The following is a 21,044-nucleotide window of genomic DNA, read 5'->3' on the forward strand; positions in this document are numbered from 1 at the left end:
TGGGTGGATGGGTGGATGGGTGGATGGGTGGATGGGTGGATGGGTGGATGGGTGGATGGGTGGATGGGTGGATGGGTAAAGGGGGGGGAGCCGCACCACACCTACACCCATCATCACCCAACCCTATCTCCCCCACTCTCCCCACCTCTTCACCTCCCCACCTCCCCACCTAATCCAAATCCCGCCGCCCCTCCAAAGCCCGGGCTAAGGTCACCTCGTCGGCGTACTCTAGATCGCCCCCCATGGGTAGACCAAAGGCGATGCGGGTAACGCGGGTAAAGGGCTTGAGCAGCTGCCCGATATAAAGGGTGGTGGTGTCCCCTTCGATGCTAGGGCTAATCGCCATAATCACTTCTTGAATTCCTTCTTTGGAGACCCGGTGTACCAGCGGCCCAATGTTGAGCTGTTCTGGGCCAATGCCATCCATCGGCGAAATTAGCCCCCCCAGCACGTGGTAGCGGCCCCGATATTCACGGGTTTTTTCAATGGCGATTACATCCCGAGAGTCGGCTACAACACACAGCACTTGCTGGTCACGGCTAGGGGCACGACAGATGTCGCAGACAGGGTCGGCAGATAGATGAAAGCACACCGAGCACTGCCCCACTTGGGCTTTCGCATCTAACAACGCCTGGGCCAGGGCCTGAACCTCAGACTGGGGGCGCTTCAATACATAAAGGGCCAGGCGTTGGGCCGACTTGGGGCCAACGCCGGGTAGTCGCTGGAATTCTTCAATCAGCCGGGCCAAAGGACGGGTATAAATGGACGCAGGCTCCTTCCACTGTTCTAAAGCCTATTGTATAGTGTTGCATCCTAGGCACCGCCTCGCCCAGGCTAGCTCAGGTTGTTGAGGTCATCGAGATCATCAAACAGCTGATTAGGGGGGGTATCCTCGTCCACAGCCTCATTCAGTAGGGCATCTAAATGATCAATATCGAACCCAGAGTCCTCTGGAACGGGGGAGGCTGGGGCTTCGGTGTTGGTATCGAAGTCGAGTAGTGCCCCGAAGTCATCACCACTTGGTTGAATCTCGGCTACATTTAGGGATGAGAGGGCCGATGACAGTTCTTCGGATAGTTCATCGGTAGGGGCTACCTCGGGGCTGGCCTGCTCAACCATGGCCAGTCGGGCCGCAAAGCTCTGCTCCATTTCCTGGGTGCGCTGAGTGAGTTCGATCTGGTAGTGCTCAATTTTCTCAGCCAACTGTTGCTCATACTGCGATCGCAGATCGGCTTCTATCTCTGCCCTGAGGGCGGCCCGGTCGGCTTCCCCTAATTCTGTCGATCCGGCCTCAGGCTGGGCTGCTTGTAACAGTTGCAGCCGGTTGGCGAAGTCTGCCTCTAGGGCCTGAGTCCGTTGCAGCATCTCGTCCTGGTGGTGTTCGATCGCCTCCGCCAGGCGCTGGTCATACTCTTGCCGTAGTTGGTCTTCCAAAAGCGCCACTGTTTCTGAGGATGCTGCTGTGGGCTGTTCTCGGGGAGACTGGCCAGGGGTAGCGGCGATCGCAGCGGTTTCTGAGATATCCATGGGGGTATCCATGGGCATTACTGATGGGGGAGTGGCCTGGGCCAACCGTTGCTCTAACTCATCTTGATAGTGCTCAATTACTTGGGCCAAGCGTTGGTCGTAGTCGGCCTGGGCCACCTCTCTTGCTTCCACCAATTTGGCTTGCAAGTGCTGTTCGTAGGCCTGCTGAATTTTGTGAGCCACCTCTTTCAGACGGCTTTCATACTGCTGACGAATGCGCTGCTCGATGGTGGACGCCATGTCGTTTCCCCCAGCTATACCGTCCCCTATACCCTGGGCTATCAAGCTCTGACGAGCCTGATAGGTGGACTCCATCTGGCTCAACTGAGTCTCGTACTGGCTCTGGTAGGCCTCCATTTTTTCCGCCAGCTGAGTTTCGTAGTCCTGCTGTAATTTCAAGGTGGCGGCTTGCAGACGGCTTTCATGTTCCTGTTCCAGCTCTTTTTCGCGACCTTGACTCTGCTTTAGGGCTGTCGTTAACCCGTTAATCCGTGCCTGACGTAGGTAAAACCCAATAATGACGCCAACCAGCAGACTAATTAACAATGCTGTAATAAAGCCCTGCATTGATGGAGTCATAGGGTATCTCCCAAAGAACAAAAAAGCGACCGTAGGCCCACTGAAAACCGTTAACAATAAGGGCAGTCAGTCTCTCAGTCAAGGCCATCTGTTGACGATTAATGATATACGCTGCGTTTGGTTTAGAAACTCAATTTTTATTCAAACTATAGTGTTGGGTGCCTGGTACAGAGTGGCAGGGCACTGCAACAGACCCAGGGCTTCCTTTACAATAAGCCCATACTGATTACAAAGGCATAGCCTGTTAGATTGCTTGATTACCCAACCCCAAGGTGTCCTTCGCCAGCAGGTGTTAACCTGGCTCAACTCGAATGTGCCGTCCCCGCGGGTGGCCCACAGTCTGCGGGTAGAGGCCATGGCAATTGAGCTGGCTCAGCACCATGGGCTTGACCGTGAACAAGCGGCCCAAGCGGGGCTGATGCATGATTTGGCGAAGTACTTTAAACCCGAAGCATTACTGGCTATGGCCCGAGGGGCGGGGCTGCCCATAGACCCTGTGGATGAAGCCAATCCCCACTTGCTCCATGCTGATATCAGTGCCCTAGTGGCGCGGCGGCAGTTTGGGGTAGACGATGCGGCAATTTTAGCCGCGATCGCCAATCACACCCTGGGTCGCCCCGCTATGGATGACCTCAGTTGCATTGTGTTTCTGGCGGATTCCCTAGAACCAGGTCGGGGACAGACCCCGAAGCTGAACCATTTACGCCAACTCAGTGATCAAAATTTAGCGATTGCGGTTTATCACACCTGCGATCATACCCTGGCTGGTCTGATCGACAAAGGGCGGACCATTCATCCCCGAGCGGTACTCACCCGTAACTGGTTTTTGGCCAGCAGCCGATCCACTAGCTGATCCTAAGCACTACCCCACCCGAATACTTGCTTTCTTCATTGTTCTACGTCTTATAAATGCCCTATGACCTATTCCGACCCCCTCTCAACTACTACACCAGCGACCGAATTCCCCAGCCCTGACAGCGATCCAGCCCTGGGTCTTGCCTTTGCGATCGCCGCAGCAGCTGAGGATCGCAAAGGGGCAGATATTGCAGTGTTGCAGGTGGGGGACGTCTCTTACCTGGCCGACTACTTTGTGGTAATTACAGGGTTTTCGGCAACCCAGGTGCGAGCGATCACCCGCTCCATCGAAGCCGCCCTTGACGATCACTGGAACCGCCGTCCTCTGCGAGTAGAAGGGCAATCCGAAGGCAACTGGGTGCTGATGGACTATGGGGAAGTGATCGCCCATGTCTTCATGCCCGAGGCCCGAGACTTTTACGACTTAGAAGCCTTTTGGGGGCACGCCCATCAAATTATGTATCCTCCGGCGGAGTAACATTCCTGAGAATAGTATTGCCTGGCAAAAATGTGCCCCCCGTTGCTGAGGGTGCCAGGTATCAGGTGTCAGGTATCAGGAATGGTGGACCGACGTATGCCTCAGAGTAATAGACCGTTCCCTGGGCTGTGATTCCTGGACTGCGATTCCTAATTAGGGGTAATTCGTTTAGGCTAGAGCTAGATTTGTCATCTATCGGTGGTCATGGCCCAACGCTGCCCGGTGCCGGCTGAGCAACAGCCCCTAAACGAGTACCAAGACATCCGAGGCTCCTGGTTTTATAGCTGGGGTAGCCGCAATTTGAGTGGCTACCTAAAACCCTTAATCGTCTTGTGGGTAATTAGTTGGGGGATCTCTGGGCCGATGGCGGCCGCCAGTTTTGCCCCCACTAAAAACCCCCTACCTTTTGCCCTAAGCGCCGCTATGGGGGCGTTGGTTTTACCCTTGCTAGCCTTGGTTCAACTCTATGTGGGCTGGGCCCATGTGGCCGGGCGACTGCGCCAGACTACGGTACCCTACGAAGAATCGGGCTGGTACGATGGCCAACTGTGGGTTAAGCCTGAAGACATTTCAAACCGCGATCGCCTGATCGTAGACTATCAGGTGCAGCCGGTCTTGCGGCGAATTCGTCGCACCATCGGTATCATAGCTGCCTTAGGGGCTCTAGGACTAATGGCCTGGCCGCTTCTCTAAACTATTTCACCACACCATATTCACCGTGACGAGCAGAAATCATGACGAGTAGTAGGGTCAACCGCCATCAAACTAAACATCTGGACGTTCAACTGCTACGGGAGGGGATCGTCGAATCTAGCCACCTGGCCCATGTGGTCGTCTGTGATGACCGTGGCCGCAACCTTTCAGTCGCGGGAAATCCTGAACTGGGTACCTTTATCCGCTCAGCCTTGAAACCCTTTCAGGCCCTAGCGGTGACCGCCGCGGGGGCCTTGGAGCGTTATGACCTAGACGATAAAGATCTGGCGATTATGTGTGGCTCTCATCAGGGCAGTATTGAGCAGGTTCGTCAAGCATTTCATATTCTTTGGCAGGCCGATTTAGATCCCACTGTCTTGCGCTGTCCGACTCCGGCGGGCAAAAAAAGCCCCCTAGAGCACAATTGTTCGGGTAAACATGCTGGCATGTTAGCCGTTTGTCAGCAACGTAACTGGCCTTTGGAAAGCTACCTAGACCGTAACCATCCCGTCCAGAAACTCATTCTTTCCCGGATTGCCGAACTGCTTGGGATGCCGCCGGACGAGTTCATCATGGCCCACGATGACTGTGGCGCCCCCACCTACTTTATGCAACTGCGACAGATGGCGACCCTGTTTGCCATGCTCTCTTCTGGCAATAGCCTGGATATGGAACGAATCATTCGGGCGATGACCAGTCATCCCGATATGGTCGGTGGAGCAGGATCCTTTGATACCTACTTGATGGAACTGACCGATGGGGCACTGGTAAGCAAGTCTGGGGCCGAAGGGATCCAATGTATTGGCCGTGTGGGAGAAGGGTTGGGCCTAGCGATCAAGGTGGTGGACGGGGCAAAGCGAGCCAAGTACGCCACCGCCATTTTCACCCTTAGACAAATGGGCTGGATTTTGCCCTCGGTGGCTGACACCCTAGCTGAAACCTACATGGAAATCGGTGACTTTAAGCGGCTCGATGTGGTGGGCGAGCTACCTCTGATGTATTAACAGCAAGGGATGTAGGCTCTAGCCCAGGTTTTTTCAAAAATTAGAGGAAAAAGGTTGTTATTAGTGAACATTTATCGCTATACTAATAAAGCCGACGCGGGGTAGAGCAGTCTGGTAGCTCGTCGGGCTCGGTCGTCTAGTTCAACTAAGTGCTTAGTAGTTGAATTAGATAGGGCAGCACAGAGGGAAACGTCTGTGTGTATATCTGTCAAATTCGGGGAAGCCATTAGCACGGTAATCCCGAGCCAAGCCTGAAAATCAGGAAGGTGTAGAGACTGGATGGCAGACACCCTAACGTATAGTCGAGGGTGAAGGGACAGTCCAGACCACCAAACTCCCATTGTTTGGGTAGGCAGCGAAAGCTGTAGTGGTACGCATAACCCGAAGGTCCATGGTTCAAATCCATGCCCCGCCACCAAGTTAGGGTCTGATTCTTGTTAAGGAATCAGGCCCTTTCTATTTTTTTATCTACTAATGTGGCTGTGAAGACAACCGAAAATTTGTTTACACTTGAAGAAATATTAATCGAATAGTTCTTCCCCTTCTATGCTGCTTCAGCCTGAGCAACGCACCAAACTCGACGATTCCAGCGATACATTTTTCTACGACGTGCCGCGTCTGGTTACCCATGTAGATGATGGCTTCATTCAGCGGCTGACAGACCTATACCGCCAGCGACTGGTACCGCAAGGGCACATTTTTGACATGATGAGCAGCTGGGTATCGCACTTACCGGAGGATGTGGGCTTTGCGTGGGTAGAAGGGCACGGGATGAATGCCGCAGAATTGGCCGAAAACCCTCGTCTTGATCACTACTTTGTTCGGAATTTAAACGAAAATCCTATTTTGCCCTTAGATGACCAAAGTTTTGATGCCGTCTTGAATGCGGTCTCTGTTCAATACCTGCAACAACCCGAGGCGGTGTTTAGCGAAATCTACCGCATACTTAAGCCGGGGGGGATCGCGATCGTTAGCTTTTCTAACCGGATGTTCTACCAAAAGGCGATCGCCGCCTGGCGTGATGCCACCGAACCCCAGCGGGTTGAGCTAGTAAAGCATTATTTTCGCTCGGTACCAGGATTTAGTCAGCCGGAGGTAATCGCCCAGTCGCCGACGATTCCGGCTATTTTACAGATGCTAGGTATGCCAGGGGGAGACCCGTTTTATGCGGTTGTTGCTAAACGGGTGGAGTAGATGGCTAAGTCAGGGATGAGGATTTAGGCGGGTTTGCGGTTCACGGTTTGCGGTTTGCGGTTCACGGTTTACCTTAGACTATATCCCCAGCCTGGTTAAGGAGGGCGTTGAACGATGGTGCCACTGGTTGCTGCCTTCAGGGCGATCGCTCCTGCTTATGTGCCCTTACTAGGCGCGCTATCTACCTTAGCGATCGCGATCACGCCGGGACAGACCCAGGTCTCGCCGCCTGATTGCCCAGACGCTCACTTTCTCTGGAAGGTAGAATCTCCCAACAATACGGTTTATCTACTGGGGTCAATCCACATGCTGGATGCATCGGCTTACCCCCTGCCAGACCCCATGGAGTCGGCCTTTGCAGCGGCAGAGGTGGTGGTGTTTGAGACCGATCTCAGCCCTGAGGCGATGATGGATGCGGCCCTAGACATGATGATGGTGGCTAGTGCTGAACCAGATGTCACCCTAGCGGATAGCCTGGATGCCGAAACCTACCAACTGGCTGAGCAAAGAGCCGCTGATTTAGGATTTCCGATTGATCTATTTCAACCGTTTAAGCCCTGGTTTTTAGCCGTCAACCTGACGGTCATACACCTTATGTCTCTGGGGTTTACCCCTGAGCAGGGCATCGATCAGCATTTTTATAGTCGGGCAGAAGCGGCCGAGAAAGACATCCTATTTTTAGAAACTCCGGCAGATCAACTTGGGCTGTTTGAGCAGTTGTCTGCCGAAGAACAGCAGCAATTTGTGCGCCAGAGTTTAGAGGAAATGGACCTGTTAGAAGAATCGTTCGACCACCTGCGGCACATCTGGTCTACCGGTGATGTGGCAGCGATGGAGGCGTTTTTGTTAGCCAGCTTTGCTGACTATCCCCAGATGCAGCAGATTTTTCTCAGCGATCGCAACCGCACCTGGCTTCCCCAGATTGAATCTTTTCTAGAGACAGAGGAGGATCACTTGGTCGTAGTGGGGGCCTTGCACTTAGTAGGGCCTGACAATGTGTTGTTGCTGCTAGAGCAAGCCGGTCATCGGGCTGAGCAGCTTTAACCTGCTGGCTGTGGCCTCGCCATCAGTGCTTCAATGCCCCAGACGCACTTATCCAGTGCACGGATTGACAGTACCCTGCCTTACCATAGGCATGGCATCTGTTTGTTTCACTCTGCTCAAGGTCTAATCGTTACCTTATGCTGCCTGCTCCCTTGCCCTACTCTAAACCAGCTTTAGGGGCTGCCCTCACCCTTACCCTGGCCCTGTCTGGCTGCGGTCAACCCAATCAACCCGACATGGGCGATGGTTCCCAAGCCATGCCGGTGCAGGTCGAGGTCCTGCAGCCCGGCACCTTTGAAGACAGTTCAGATTTTGTCGGCTCCCTAGAGGCAGAACAACGAGTTGAGGTCAGGCCCGAGGTGGCCGGGCGAATTACCCGTATCTTTGTATCCTCAGGGGGGGCTGTGAGCCCTGGCCAGCCGATTGTGCAGCTCAGCCCTGACCAGGCCCAGGCCCAGGTGTCTGGGGCCCAAGCTGGAGCGCAAGCCGCTCGCTTTGGTCGAGATGCGGCCCAGGCCCAAGTAGAGGCGGCTCAGGCTCAGTTAGCTCGGGCCCAGGCAGATGTGGAGTTGGCGACCACAGAATTTAGTCGCACCGAACGTCTGGTGGGGGCTGGCGCCCTCAGTCGGCAAGACTTAGATAACGCCCGCAACCAGCTGGCGGTGGCCCAAACCAGCCAAACCCAGGCCCAAGACAATGTGCGAGCGGCTCAGGCTCAGTTGCAACAGGCCACCGCCACCTTCGATCAGACCCAAGCCGAAGTTACTCGCAGCCAGGGAGACTTAGGGTTTACCCAGATCAGCGCCCCGATTGCGGGGCTGGTGGGAGATATTCCCCTGCGGGTGGGGGACTTTGTGGAGGTGGGCCAGGCGATTACCACCATTACCCAAAACCAGGCGCTGTTGCTGCGCATCCAGGTACCCACCACCCGCTCTGACCAGTTACGCTTGGGCACACCCGTGGAATTGCTTGATGCTGAATCTGGCAACCCCTTGGCCACTGGCGGTGTGAGCGTGATTTCCCCAGAGGTAGATCCCGCTGGCCAGTCGATTTTGGTGAAAGCCCGCTTCCCCAATGACGCTGGAAATTTACGGGACGGGCAATTCGTGAGAGCCCGGATGATTTGGGATACAACGGCGGCCCTATTAATTCCCACCGTGGCGGTGTCCCGGTTGGCGGGGCAAAGTTTTGTATTTGTGGCCGCCGAACAAACCACCGACGACGGTCAGACCATGACTGTTGCTTCCCAACGCCCAGTCCAATTAGGGGCGATTCAAGCCGGTCGCTACCAGGTGATTGATGGGCTCCAGGCGGGGGATGAAATTGTGGTCAGCAACATTTTGCAACTGCAAGACGGTGTCCCCATTGTTCCTGAAACTGAGGATTCCGCGGCGGCCCTTTAGGGGCCTGACTGCGAGGTCGTTAGCTGGATGCGACGGCATACCATCTGTCAATCGTCTATTGCTATCCCTTTTTTTAACCCTGTTTCTATGGCCCTGTTTTCCATTGCCGACCCATTTATTCGCCGTCCAGTGTTCACCACGGTGTGTACATTGCTGATTGTCTTGGGCGGATTGGTGGCTATTCCCCTACTGCCCATTGAGCAACTGCCAGAAATTGCGCCGCTACAGATTCAGGTGTCGGCCAACTACACTGGGGCCGATGCTGAAACGGTTGAAAGTACCGTGACAACGGTGCTAGAACGGGAAATTAATGGGGTGGAGGGGATGGACTATATCACCTCTAGCAGCACCAATACGGGCCAAAGCAGCATTAACGTGGTGTTCCGCCCAGGGCGTGACAAAGACATCGCCCAGGTGGATGTGCAAAATCGGGTGGCCCGGGCTGAGCCTCAACTCCCCCCTGAGGTCACCCAGCTGGGGGTGACGGTGAATGCCCAGTCCCCCAGTATTTTGCTGGTGTATCGGTTCTTTACCGATGACGATCGCTACGATGCCCTGTTTTTACACAACTACGCCGACCTGTTCATTCTTGACGAGATCCAGCAAATTCCAGGGGTGGGTAGTGCAGAAGTGTTTGGGGCAGGACGCTATGCCATGCGAATCTGGCTTGACCCAACCGCTCTGGCCCGCCAGCAAATGGTGCCCGAAGATGTGGTGGCGGCTCTGCAAGAGCAAAATGTGCAAATTGGTGGCGGGGCCGTTGGTGGACCCCCCACCCGCTCGGGGCAGGACTTTCAATTTACGGTACAGTTGCCGGGGCGGTTAGAAGAGGCGGCAGAATTCGAAGACCTGGTGGTCAAAGTAGGGGATGCGGGCAACCTGGTGCGGCTGGGGGAGGTGGGTCGGGCTGAACTGGGTGCCGAAGACTATAGCTTTGATGCCAAAACCCAGGGCAGGTTAGCAGCAGGGCTGCTGGTTTACCAGCTTCCTGATAGTAATGCGTTGGATGTGGCTCGGGCGGTGCGAGAACGGATGGCAGAGCTAGAGACTAGCTTTCCCCCCGGCTACCGGGCGGAGTTGGTGTTTGACACCACAGACTTTGTGGAGGTGTCTCTGCGGGAGGTGGTGGTCACGTTAATTCAGGCCATCTTACTGGTACTGCTGGTGCTGTTTCTGTTTTTGCAGGACTGGCGGTCAACGATTGTGCCCGCGATCGCCATTCCCGTCGCCCTGATCGGTGCCATGGCCTTCTTGCTGGCCTTTGGGTTTTCAATCAATACCCTCACCCTATTTGGCTGCATTTTGGCCTCAGGTCTGGTGGTCGACGACGCCATTGTGATTGTGGAGGCGATCGCCGCCAAAATTGACCAGGGCATGCGACCCCGCCTCGCCGCCCTCGACGCCATGCAGGAACTATCCGGGGCGGTGATCTCCACATCCCTGGTATTGATGGCGGTGTTTGTGCCGGTGGCCTTTTTTCCAGGCAGTACCGGCAGAATTTATCAACAGTTTGCCCTCACCATCGCCTTCACAGTGCTGGTCTCCACGTTCAATGCCCTCAGCTTTTCACCAGCAATGTCGGCCCTGCTGCTGCGCCCCCGCGATCGCGATCGCCACCAGGGACCCCTAGGTCGCTTTTTTGGCCGCTTTAACCAACTGCTGATCTGGACCGTCGAGCGTTACCGACGGTTGGTGCGATTACTGATTCGCTGGCGATATGGGGTGTTGGGGGTGTTTGTGGTGGGGGTCATGCTGACGGCGTTCATGACTCGGCTAGTCCCCACTGGCTTTGTGCCCGAAGAAGACCAGGGCTACTTTCTCGGCATTGTTCAGGCCCCTGACGGGGTCTCCCTTGACTACACCCAGCGGGTGATGGCTCAGGCCGACGAGCTGATTTCCGAGTTTCCTGAGGTGGTGAGCACCTTTATGATCGCCGGGTTTGGCTTTGATGGCCCTTCACCCAACCGGGGAATTTTCTTTGCCACCCTGGCCCCCTGGGCCGATCGTCCCGGCAGGGCCTCTTCTGCCATGGCATTGGTCCCCCAGGTGAATGGCTCCCTTAGCCAAATTGGCGAAGCTCTGGTGATCGCCTTTAATGCCCCACCCGTCCCCGGGTTTAGCCCCACCGGGGCCCTGGAAATGCAACTGCAAGACCGCAGTGGCAACCAGATGAGTATTGATGAATTTTTGAGTAATACCTATGAAATCATGGGCCTGGCCAATCAGTCACCGGCTTCGGCCGGGGTATTTACCCAGTTCACGGCCAGTTCCCCCCAAATTCAGGTGAATATGAACCGCGATCGGCTGAAGGCGTTGGATGTAAACACCGATCAAGCCTTGAGCACGATCAGTACTTATTTGGGGTCCCGCTATGTGAATGACTTCACTACTGGAGGCCGCAATTATCGGGTCTATGTGCAGGCGGACGATGGATTCCGCAACCAGCCATCCGATATCAACAACTTCTATATGCGCTCGAATGGCGGCACCATGGTGCCCCTGGGGGAGGTGGTCACCCTGGAAGAGGTGGTGGGTCCGGCAACCATCAACCACTTCAACCTGCTGCGATCGATCAAACTAGAGGGGCAGCCAGCCCCTGGGGCCAGTTCTGGTCAACTGATTGAGGCCATGACCGAGGCCCATGCCCAGGCCGCTCTACCGGTGGTGGCCCAAGCCTGGGAAGGGACCGCCCGGGAAGAAATTGCGGCGGGTGGCCTATCGGTGATTATCTTTGGCCTAGGAATTGTGGTCGTGTTTCTGGTGCTGGCCGCCCAGTATGAAAACTACATCGACCCGATCATCATTTTGCTGACGGTGCCTTTGGCGGTGTTAGGCGCTCTGGTCTTTTTGTTTTTGCGGGGCCTAGATCTCAACATCTACGCCCAGGTGGGGCTGGTGATGTTGATCGGCCTGGCCAGCAAGAATGCCATTTTAATTGTGGAATTTGCCAACCAAGCTCGTAGTCAGGGACTGGGGCTGGTGCCTGCTGCGATCGCAGCGGCGGAGCAGCGGTTTCGACCAATTATTATGACGGCGATTTCGTCTCTGGTGGGCTTTTTCCCACTGCTGATTGCCACCGGGGCGGGCAGTGCCAGCCGCTGGTCCGTGGGCTACACGGTATTTGGCGGGTTATTGGTGGCGACGGTGTTAAGCTTGTTGGTCGTACCGGTGCTCTACGTCATATTGAAAGGGGCCGCAGAACGGTTATTGGCTAAGGATGGGTCCGGTGGGGACTCGTCTGGGGGAGAAGGCAACCACAACGGCAGTCGTCCTGCGGGCATGGCCCTAGCCAACGAAGCCCCTGCTGATCCCAGTTCAGCGACCAATGATTAGACCACTTCCAGCGCCCTATCCATCCCAACCTTGGCAGTACTATCCGATCGCGATCGCATCAGTTAGGAGATTTTGATATGCACGGTGAAGAGGATCTAGTCACTCGACTAACCGCCATGGAAGCTAAGCTAGAAGCCTTTATCCAGCAAGGGCTAGCGGAACGCATTGCCCGCCTAGAGGATGCGCTGACCTTGGTGACAGACATCGAACGCTACCAGCAGTTACAGCTCTACCTCAAAACCGGCAAGCTACTGGAAGCTGACGAAGAAACCGTGCGCGTGATTTTGCAGGAAGCCGGTACCTCGAATCGGGAAGACCTAACCCCCGATGCCGTGCGCCGGTTTCCCTGTAGTGTGTTGCGGGTGATTGATCGCCTGTGGGTGACCTACACTGGCGGTCGGTTTGGCTTTAGTGTGCAACTCAACATCTACCAGAGGGTAGGGGGTACCCTAGAGTCCGCCATTGCCCAAGATACCCAGCGCCTACAGCAACTGGGGGAACAGGTGGGCTGGCGCGCCGAGGGGGAGTGGAAAACCTTAGATCAAGCCCGCCATGACCTAAGTGACCCGGTCGGCTGCTACCCGGTCATCTGGTGGGATTCCCCCTATGGCACCAAGATGGTCAACTACTTTCTCGCCCGCCTGTTTACCTGTGAGCTGTTCCCTTGACGTTGCACTAGGTAAAGCAAGCAGGATGCAGCTTACTTACGGGGAGGTACCATAGGAGGCCTTAATCTCTGATTGGTCCTGGGTCCAAACCACCTGACGTTCAGTGGGGACCTTGTAGCCCGTTTGCTCTTGCATAATCCGCCTAGACTGGGCCGGGTCAAAGTAGCGACTAAAGTCAGCTTTGAGTTCGGTGGTGGATGACTCCAGGGCTGTCACCTGGTCATTCACCATTTGTAACTGCTGCGTCTGGGTCTGAAGGTAAGGAACCAGGCGCCCCAAAGCGCCGAGGGCCACCACCGCTAAAACACCATTCACTGCTAACCGGGCACTGACTTCCATCAACGGGGTATGCTGGGCCAACCGCCGCCAGACAGATTGGGGGCGCTGGCGGCGTTGGCGCTTGGTTGAAGAGCGCGGCGTTGGCTTAGGTGGAGCCTCAGCATACATGGGCAAATTCTCCTGGGAACCAAGTGACGATAATAATCAGACTGACAACTTATCTAAAGAGGGCTATGACCCCTTGATACTAGACCATAGTCAGTCGATCAGACCATGGCCTGATTAGGACTGTAGATCAAGCCTCTCAGGGCTATGCCAAGCGCGCCCTCATTATGCCTGAGAACAGCGAAAATGAGATCGGTTGGACGGCTATTGATCTGCGATTTACAGCTCATATCTGGCCGCCATGGGCTGGGCAGATGGGGTCAGCCATTTTGCGGGTGAAAAATGAGCTGGTCTGTGCTGTAGCTGAACGCTGCCCCTTAGCTTGAGGCATAATAAGCACAGTGTCGCAGATCACCTGGATGCTTGTTCCTGACTGTAATTTGCTGACTGGGTAGATATTACTTACATCTACTAGGTCTGGCACCCATAACTCCATGCCCCGACGTATTTTTATCGGTGATATTCACGGCCACTACGATGGATTGATGCGGCTCTGGGAAATTTTAGCGCCCCAGTCCGATGATCAGATCTATTCGGTGGGCGATTTAATCGATCGAGGACCAAAAAGTGCCGATGTGGTCAGCTTTATTCGGACCCATGCCAGCGGTTGTGTACGGGGCAACCACGAGCAGCTGATCCTAGACGCCTTTGTGGATGGCAAAATTAACCCCCCCACCCTGCAGGGGTGGCTTTATAGTGGTGGGCAGGCCACCCTCAGTAGCTACCATGGCTCCTTATCCACCCTGGAAGATGATTTGGAGTGGATTAAGCAACTGCCTCTCTACATCGACCTAGGGGATCTGTGGCTGGTCCATGCTGGGGTTAACCCGATGCTGCCAGTGGTCGAACAAAGTAGCTACGAGATGTGCTGGATTCGTGAAACCTTTCACAGCAGCCTCACCCCTTTCTTTGCCGATAAGCTGATTATTACCGGCCACACCATTACCTTCACCTTCCCTGGGATTAGCCCCGGGCAAATCGCTGCTGGGCGAGGTTGGCTGGATATTGATACCGGGGTTTACCATCCCCGCAGTGGCTGGTTAACGGCCCTAGATTGGGATAATCAGCTGGTGTATCAAGTGAACGTTTTTGAACCAATCGAGCGAATTCGTTCTTGCGATGATGCGATCGCAACACTAGACCCCACTCTAGTGAAAAAGCGCCCCCGGGGGATAGCGGGGCGCTCGTTAATGTATGAGTAGTATGGAAACCACTAATTTAGATATCGTGCTGGGAATCGTCGCACTGCTAGTGCTCCTAGGAGGGATCGTTATGCTCTTGAGCGGGGTTCGGGATATGAACCGTTGACAGCATCCTTAGCCCAGGCTACTCCCACTCGATAGTACCAGGGGGCTTAGATGTGATGTCGTAAACAACTCGGTTGACACCATCCACCTCGTTGACAATGCGGTTAGACATGGTTTCCAACAGGTCGTAGGGTACCCGTGACCAATCGGCGGTCATGCCATCTTCACTGCTGATCAACCGCAGCACAATCGGATAGGCGTAGGTGCGTTGATCGCCCATCACCCCAACACTACGGACCGGCAGCAACACCGCAAACGCCTGCCAGAAATCGTGGTACATGCCCTGTTTGTGAATTTCATCGCGCACAATGTAATCAGCATTGCGCAGAATTTCTAACCGTTCCTCAGTGATTTCGCCAATAATTCGAATCGCCAATCCAGGACCAGGGAAGGGGTGGCGGCGAACAATTTCATCGGGCAAACCAATGGACTGCCCCACCTTACGCACTTCATCTTTAAACAGCTTCCGGAGGGGTTCTACCAGCTTAAATTGCAGATCTTTAGGCAGGCCACCGACATTATGATGGCTTTTGATTTTGACCGCCACCCGCTCCCCAGTTTTAGGATCAACATTGGTATCAGCGGACTCAATCACATCGGGGTAAAGGGTACCCTGGGCCAGATAGTCAAAGGGACCCAGGCGCTTTGATTCTTCTTCAAATACCCGAATAAACTCATGGCCAATCAGCTTTCGTTTTTCTTCGGGATCGGTGATGCCCGCCACTTTCCCTAAGAAGCGCTCCCGGGCCTTGATGTGGGTCACCGGAATGTGAAATCGCTGATTAAATAGCCTCACCAGGCGTTCTGGCTCGCCTTTGCGCATGAAGCCCTGGTCGATAAACATACAGGTGAGCTGATCGCCAATGGCTTGGTGCAGTAAAAAGGCCAAGGTCGATGAGTCGACACCGCCAGAAAGGGCTAATAGGACGCGCTTATCGCCAACCCGGGCGCGCACTTCGCGAATCGCTTCTTCCACAAAGGTGGCGGTGGTCCAGGTGGGTTGGCACTGGCAAATGTGATAAACAAAATTGCGAATTAAGGCAATCCCCCCTTTGGAGTGCACGACTTCGGGGTGAAACTGCACCCCATAGAGCTTGCGCTGATGGTCGGCGATCGCAGCACAGGGAGTGTTGTTGGTATGGGCCAGAAGCTCAAACCCCTCCGGCAGGCGAGACACAGAATCTCCATGGCTCATCCACATGGTAGTGCCATCTTCCACATTGGTGAGCAAATCGGTGGGGTCGTCAATGTACAAGTCAGCCTTGCCATACTCCCCCCGTTCCGCCCGGTCCACATGCCCCCCCAGTTGCTGCACCATCAGCTGCATGCCGTAGCATACCCCTAGCACTGGAATCCCCAAATTCCAAATCTCAGGGTCGCAGTGCGGGGCACCAGCGTCGTATACAGAGTTAGGGCCGCCAGAGAGAATAATGCCTTTGGGATTCAGTTGCTTGAGCTGCTCAACTGAGGTGCGATAGGACAGCACTTCTGAATAAACTTCGGTTTCGCGGATGCGGCGAGCAATCAATTCGGAATATTGAGAGCCAAAATCCAGGATCACCAGCATCTGGCGGTTGACCTCTGGCAACGATTCCTGTCCTAAGGTAGCGGTGGGTTCAGTTTGAAGAGTCACGGGTTGATCCTGCTTAGTATCTGGGGTTGGACAATGAATAGGAGCCTAGAAAGGCTTAGTAGCGGACCGAGGTGATGGGCGGCCAAGGCGGCTGTATCACAACGCCTGGGTATTTTTATTTATGGACTTTTGTAAAAAAATAAAAATGGTTATTCTCACCACCTTACCAAAACTTGCTCCGCTTGACAGTGTCGGGGGATCTGCTGATCTGCTCTTTAGCACCTAAGGCTTCATCTCCCTACTCCAAAGCGGCGCCACAGCGTTTGCAGAAGCGGGCATCATGATCGTGGCTGTCCCAGCCACAGCTGGGACAGGGGTGGTGGCGAACGTTGGTCACCTTGACCAGTTGTTGAATTAAGCGGCTAATCTGGGTGGGAATTAGGGCAATGCCGGTCAAAATCATCATCACCGTCAGCCCCCGGCCCGCTTCGGAAATGGGGGTGACATCGCCGTAGCCCACGGTGGTCATGGTTACCACCGCAAAATAGAGGGCATCCAGGAAGGTGGTAAAGCGCTCTGGGTTGTTGGGATGCTCGACCTGAAAAATCAGGCCAGAGTAGATGAAAATGATCGCCCCCAGGGTAAATAGGATGCGAATCAAGATCAGGCTGTCGGTGCTGGTGACCTGCCCAAACCAAAGCCGGTCGTTGAAGACTCGCACCAGGCGCAGAATCCGCAGGGAGCGAAAGAAGCGCAAGAAACGAATGTCGAAGACACCGATCCAGGACGGCAAAATAGCCACCAAATCGAGCAGCCCATAGAGGCTAAGCACGTAGCGCCAGGGGTGCTCAGCGGCCCACAGCCGCAGGCCATACTCGATGGTAAAGGCCAGGACAATCACCCAATCTATGCGGTTCAGCCAAAGATCTAAGGCCGGGGGAATCGGATAGGTTTTGAGCACAAAGATGGCGGCGGAGCCAAAGATCAGCAACACGATGGCGCCATTGAGTAACCGCCCCGGCAGGGTATCGGTAGTGTTGAGGTGACGGCGCAGGCGATCGCCCCTATGGAGTGTTTTTTGCCGGTCATCGGTGGGGGTGGTGTCAGCTCCTGTCATCGGTTCTGGAGTTTGGCAATGGGTAACCTAAATATGTTAAATAGGTTCCGCTTGGTCAACCAACCCTACAGCTCTGCTTGCTGCTTACCAGGCAAAACATAATCAGCGCTAATTATAAATGTCTCGACGGTGACCAACTTGATCAATAGTGATGACTCGGATATCGTTATCAATCTCATAAATAACTCGATAGTCACCTACGCGAAGCTTGTAAAATCCTGCCCAGTTGGCAGCAAGGGGAATAGGTTGAATATTTTCAAAGTTCTGGCCTAACCAGCTAATCTTTTTGATGATGCGCTGACGAATATCCATTGCTAGTTTTTCTAGGTCTTCCACAGCTTGGGTCGTGTACTGAACCTGGTAACTCATTGCTCATGCAAATCTAGACGGGCTTCGACTTCTGCAAGGCTATGGACCACGAGTTGGCCCGTGGTACGCTGCTGGCGAATTTGGGTAAGTCGATCGCAGACATTTGGTCTAAGCGTTTTACCAATATCTGGATCAAGCAGGAGATCTTGCAGGGTGTCTTCCACAACTTCTTGGATCAGGGCTTTGAATTGGTCGATGGTGAGATCTTTGACTTGCATAAATGAAGGTGGTGAGGGCTTCGAGCACATCTTAGCCAGATTTAGCTGCCGCTCGGCGGAAAAAACAGGCATCATGAAGAAACGTAATGGTGTCTTTGTACCGATCCGGGGGAATCACCGATGGGCGACTTTAACATTCAGGCTCCCTTTGAACCCACGGGTGACCAACCCAAGGCGATCGCGGGGTTAACCCAGTTCCTCAACGACCAGACCAAGTACCAGACCCTGCTGGGGGCAACGGGCACCGGCAAAACCCACACCATCGCTCGGGTGATCAACAACGTCGGCAGACCTACCCTGGTGCTGGCCCACAACAAAACCCTAGCGGCCCAGCTCTGCAACGAGCTACGGGAGTTTTTCCCCGACAACGCCGTCGAGTATTTCATTAGCTATTACGACTACTACCAGCCCGAGGCCTATATTCCCACCACCGATACCTACATCGCCAAAACCGCCTCGATCAACGACGAAATTGACATGCTGCGCCACTCCGCTACCCGCTCCCTGTTCGAGCGGCGGGATGTGATCGTGGTGGCCTCCATCAGCTGCATCTATGGCCTGGGGATTCCCTCGGAGTACCTGAAGGCTTCGATTCCCCTGAAGGTGGGCATGGAGGTCAACCAGCGCCAGGTGCTGCGAGACTTGGCCTCGATCCAGTACGAGCGCAACGACCTGGATTTGGGCCGGGGGCGGTTTCGGGTGAAGGGGGATGTGCTGGAGATTGGCCCCGCCTACGAAGACCGGGTGATTCGGGTGGAGTTCTTTGGGGACGAAATTGACGCCGTGCGCTATGTGGACCCGATCACCGGAGCCACCCTACAAAGTCTGGAGGGGCTGAGCATTTACCCCGCCAAGCACTTTGTCACCCCCGAAGACCGGGTGGAAGAAGCCTGCCAGGCGATCCAAGACGAGCTGAAGGAGCGGCTGGAGGATCTGGAAAAAGCAGGTAAATTACTGGAGGCCCAGCGCCTGGAACAGCGCACCCGCTATGACCTGGAGATGATCCGCGAGGTGGGCTACTGCAATGGGGTGGAAAACTACGCTCGCCACCTGGCCGGTCGTAAAGCCGGGTCGCCGCCGGAATGTTTGCTGGACTATTTCCCTAAAGACTGGCTGCTGGTGATCGACGAATCCCACGTCACCATTCCCCAAATCCATGGCATGTACAACGGCGATCGCAGTCGCAAGATGGTGCTGATTGACCATGGCTTTCGCTTACCCAGCGCCGCCGATAACCGTCCCCTAAAGGCCGAAGAGTTCTGGGACAAGGTGAACCAGTGTGTGTTTGTGTCCGCCACCCCTGGCAACTGGGAGTTTGAGATCTCTGAAGGCAAGGTGGTCGAACAGATTATTCGGCCCACGGGGGTGCTCGACCCCGAGATTTTTGTGCGTCCCACCGAGGGGCAAATTGACGACCTGCTAGGGGAGGTGAAAGAGCGGGCCACCAAGCAGGAGCGGGTGCTGATTACCACCCTGACCAAACGCATGGCCGAGGACCTGACGGAATACCTGGATGAGCACGGCGTCCGGGTGCGCTACTTACACTCGGAAATCCACTCCATCGAGCGGATTGAAATTATCCAAGACCTGCGGGAGGGCCACTACGACGTGCTGGTGGGGGTCAACCTGCTGCGGGAAGGACTCGACCTGCCCGAGGTGTCCCTGGTGGCCATTCTGGACGCCGATAAAGAGGGGTTTCTGCGGGCCGAGCGATCGCTGATTCAGACCATTGGCCGGGCCGCTCGCCATGTGCGGGGGCAAGCGATTCTCTATGCCGACAACCTGACCGATAGCATGGCTAAGGCCATCGACGAAACCGAGCGCCGCCGGGCCATCCAGCTCGCCTACAACGAAGAACATGGGATTACTCCCACCTCAATCATTCGCCGCAACAGCAACTCTATTCTTTCGTTCCTGGAGGTCTCGCGACGGCTCAGTGCCCACGAGCTAGAAGAGGCCTATGAACACAAGGAAGAACTGCCCCTGGAGGATATTCCTGAACTGATTAGCCAAATTGAAAAACAAATGAAAGAAGCCGCCAAGAACCTGGAGTTTGAAGAAGCCGCTAAATGCCGCGATCGGATCAAAAATCTACGGGATCAGCTCCTTGGCAAACGCACAGCTTAATTGATATGAGGTTCAGCTAGCATGGGTTCTATACCAAGTCCAGCTCGAGATCTGGAATTTTCCTACAGGCAGAACTCCAGGTCTGAATTGGATCTGGTTTAGATATGTCAAAACACTACTGTATCGGGTCATTAGCTAGGAGATTAGTTCATGGAATCAACCGCAGCCACCACTAATACCCAACTCGTTGACTCCCTGATTCAGGTGATTTTGTCTCTTTCAAGCACCGAGCAAGCGCTGCTCCTGGATAAGCTACTAGGTGAAATTCCTTACCCCTCCACCAGCGAAATGATGCATCTTGCTGAGCAAGGGGGCAGTTTCTCATTTTGGCAAGAAGAGCCAGAGATCTACACTTTAGATGATGGAGAATTCATTTTTAGCGGCTAAGCTGCCGTCACCCGGTAGACTAGGGTTAGTTTTGTATCATTCCACTCCATCCATGACCCACGCCACCGACGTTCATACCCTGGCCCGCTGGATGGCGGCAGACTTCAGCAACCAGCAGCAGGCCTTCGATAACCCACCCCTGTTTGCCCACATTCGGGTATGCATGCGCCCCCTGCCCCCTGACATTCTCGGTGGTACCGGTTTCTACATCGAGCAAGCCTACGACTTTCAGCTCCAGCAGCCCTATCGCGCCCGTGGCATGAAGCTCAGTGCCCAGGGGGATCACATCTTGATTGAGAATTACATGATTAAGGAGGGGGAAAGCTTCTACGGTGCCTCCCGCGATTTGGATCAGCTGGGCAAGTTCACCCCAGACCACTTCGACAAAACCCCCGGCTGCAACCTGATTGTCCATTGGACCGGCCATAGCTTTAAAGGAGCCGTGGAGCCGGGTAACGCCTGCATGGTCACCCGCAAGGGCAAGCTCACCTACCTCGATAGCGAATTTGAGATCGACGGTGACCGATTTATGAGCTGGGACCGAGGCCGCGATCCAGACACCCACGAGCACCTTTGGGGGTCGTTAGCGGGGCCGTTTGAGTTTACGCGCAAGGCCAGCTTCGCCGACGAGGTCGCAGGGTAAACCGTAGGGGCAGACCTAAGTGTCTGCCCAGACCGGAGTGTCTGCCCCTCCCCAAATCCTTGCAACTGCACGCCCACTCAT

At 54.9% G+C, this 21,044-nt stretch carries 20 protein-coding genes; 13 read left to right on the forward strand and 7 right to left on the reverse strand.

The window, feature by feature from the left end; all coding sequences use genetic code 11:
• Positions 1 to 169: 169 nt before the first annotated feature.
• Entirely contained in the window at positions 170 to 763 is a 594-nt protein-coding gene (recR, locus tag E1H13_RS15725) for a recombination mediator RecR (protein WP_169614465.1), read from the reverse strand.
• Positions 764 to 834: 71 nt separating this feature from the next.
• Positions 835 to 2,106 carry a hypothetical protein gene (locus E1H13_RS15730; protein WP_169614377.1) on the reverse strand — a complete coding sequence of 424 codons (1,272 nt, stop codon included), beginning with the start codon at positions 2,104 to 2,106 and terminating at the stop codon, positions 835 to 837.
• A 253-nt stretch (positions 2,107 to 2,359) separates the two neighbouring features.
• On the opposite strand from E1H13_RS15730, the gene yqeK reads away from it, so the two are divergent.
• The 9 genes from yqeK (at position 2,360) to E1H13_RS15775 (ending at position 12,778) form a co-directional block, all read left to right on the forward strand.
• Positions 2,360 to 2,959, forward strand: coding sequence for a bis(5'-nucleosyl)-tetraphosphatase (symmetrical) YqeK (yqeK, locus tag E1H13_RS15735; RefSeq protein WP_240966664.1), 600 nt, complete (start codon positions 2,360 to 2,362; stop codon positions 2,957 to 2,959).
• 63 nt (positions 2,960 to 3,022) lie between these two features.
• Positions 3,023 to 3,439, forward strand: coding sequence for a ribosome silencing factor (rsfS, locus tag E1H13_RS15740; RefSeq protein ID WP_169614379.1), 417 nt, complete (start codon positions 3,023 to 3,025; stop codon positions 3,437 to 3,439).
• A gap of 204 nt (positions 3,440 to 3,643) precedes the next feature.
• Positions 3,644 to 4,132 (forward strand): CGLD27 family protein, encoded by a 489-nt coding sequence (locus E1H13_RS15745; RefSeq protein ID WP_169614381.1) that lies wholly within the window; start codon positions 3,644 to 3,646, stop codon positions 4,130 to 4,132.
• A 41-nt stretch (positions 4,133 to 4,173) separates the two neighbouring features.
• On the forward strand, positions 4,174 to 5,136 hold the full coding sequence (locus E1H13_RS15750) for an asparaginase (protein WP_169614383.1): 963 nt from the start codon (positions 4,174 to 4,176) through the stop codon (positions 5,134 to 5,136).
• Positions 5,137 to 5,682: 546 nt separating this feature from the next.
• A complete protein-coding gene (locus E1H13_RS15755; protein ID WP_169614385.1) occupies positions 5,683 to 6,330 on the forward strand; it encodes a class I SAM-dependent methyltransferase in 648 nt (215 codons plus the stop codon).
• Positions 6,331 to 6,444: 114 nt separating this feature from the next.
• On the forward strand, positions 6,445 to 7,374 hold the full coding sequence (locus E1H13_RS15760) for a TraB/GumN family protein (protein ID WP_169614387.1): 930 nt from the start codon (positions 6,445 to 6,447) through the stop codon (positions 7,372 to 7,374).
• Between the two features lie 137 nt (positions 7,375 to 7,511).
• Positions 7,512 to 8,777, forward strand: a complete 1,266-nt coding sequence (locus E1H13_RS15765) for an efflux RND transporter periplasmic adaptor subunit (RefSeq protein WP_169614389.1) — start codon at positions 7,512 to 7,514, stop codon at positions 8,775 to 8,777.
• Between the two features lie 87 nt (positions 8,778 to 8,864).
• Entirely contained in the window at positions 8,865 to 12,110 is a 3,246-nt protein-coding gene (locus E1H13_RS15770) for an efflux RND transporter permease subunit (RefSeq protein WP_169614391.1), read from the forward strand.
• Positions 12,111 to 12,187: 77 nt separating this feature from the next.
• A complete protein-coding gene (locus tag E1H13_RS15775; protein WP_169614393.1) occupies positions 12,188 to 12,778 on the forward strand; it encodes a GUN4 domain-containing protein in 591 nt (196 codons plus the stop codon).
• A 36-nt stretch (positions 12,779 to 12,814) separates the two neighbouring features.
• On the opposite strand, the gene E1H13_RS15780 is transcribed toward E1H13_RS15775, so the two are convergent.
• Positions 12,815 to 13,225 (reverse strand): hypothetical protein, encoded by a 411-nt coding sequence (locus tag E1H13_RS15780; RefSeq protein WP_169614395.1) that lies wholly within the window; start codon positions 13,223 to 13,225, stop codon positions 12,815 to 12,817.
• Positions 13,226 to 13,656: 431 nt separating this feature from the next.
• Here E1H13_RS15780 and E1H13_RS15785 point away from each other — a divergent pair, with 431 nt between their 5' ends.
• On the forward strand, positions 13,657 to 14,424 hold the full coding sequence (locus tag E1H13_RS15785; RefSeq protein WP_169614397.1) for a metallophosphoesterase: 768 nt from the start codon (positions 13,657 to 13,659) through the stop codon (positions 14,422 to 14,424).
• 124 nt (positions 14,425 to 14,548) lie between these two features.
• On the opposite strand, the gene guaA is transcribed toward E1H13_RS15785, so the two are convergent.
• The 4 genes from guaA to E1H13_RS15805 all read right to left on the reverse strand — a co-directional run bounded on the left by guaA (position 14,549) and on the right by E1H13_RS15805 (position 17,806).
• Entirely contained in the window at positions 14,549 to 16,162 is a 1,614-nt protein-coding gene (gene guaA, locus E1H13_RS15790; RefSeq protein WP_169614399.1) for a glutamine-hydrolyzing GMP synthase, read from the reverse strand.
• A 238-nt stretch (positions 16,163 to 16,400) separates the two neighbouring features.
• The gene (locus tag E1H13_RS15795; RefSeq protein WP_169614401.1) at positions 16,401 to 17,219 is read right to left on the reverse strand and encodes an ion transporter; all 819 of its coding nucleotides are present in this window, start codon (positions 17,217 to 17,219) and stop codon (positions 16,401 to 16,403) included.
• Between the two features lie 108 nt (positions 17,220 to 17,327).
• Positions 17,328 to 17,588: a type II toxin-antitoxin system RelE/ParE family toxin gene (locus tag E1H13_RS15800; protein WP_169614403.1), complete on the reverse strand. Its 261-nt coding sequence runs from the start codon at positions 17,586 to 17,588 to the stop codon at positions 17,328 to 17,330.
• Positions 17,585 to 17,806, reverse strand: a complete 222-nt coding sequence (locus E1H13_RS15805; protein ID WP_169614469.1) for a hypothetical protein — start codon at positions 17,804 to 17,806, stop codon at positions 17,585 to 17,587. Before E1H13_RS15805 ends, E1H13_RS15800 begins: the two co-directional genes overlap by 4 nt.
• Positions 17,807 to 17,926: 120 nt before the next feature.
• Here E1H13_RS15805 and uvrB point away from each other — a divergent pair, with 120 nt between their 5' ends.
• The 3 genes from uvrB (at position 17,927) to E1H13_RS15820 (ending at position 20,963) form a co-directional block, all read left to right on the forward strand.
• The gene (uvrB, locus tag E1H13_RS15810; RefSeq protein WP_169614405.1) at positions 17,927 to 19,933 is read left to right on the forward strand and encodes an excinuclease ABC subunit UvrB; all 2,007 of its coding nucleotides are present in this window, start codon (positions 17,927 to 17,929) and stop codon (positions 19,931 to 19,933) included.
• Positions 19,934 to 20,083: 150 nt separating this feature from the next.
• Entirely contained in the window at positions 20,084 to 20,320 is a 237-nt protein-coding gene (locus tag E1H13_RS15815; RefSeq protein WP_169614407.1) for a hypothetical protein, read from the forward strand.
• A 52-nt stretch (positions 20,321 to 20,372) separates the two neighbouring features.
• A complete protein-coding gene (locus tag E1H13_RS15820) occupies positions 20,373 to 20,963 on the forward strand; it encodes a chromophore lyase CpcT/CpeT (RefSeq protein WP_169614409.1) in 591 nt (196 codons plus the stop codon).
• Positions 20,964 to 21,044: the final 81 nt, after the last annotated feature.

It is taken from the genome of Nodosilinea sp. P-1105 (genome assembly GCF_012911975.1).
Classification (GTDB): Bacteria; Cyanobacteriota; Cyanobacteriia; order Phormidesmidales; family Phormidesmidaceae; genus Nodosilinea.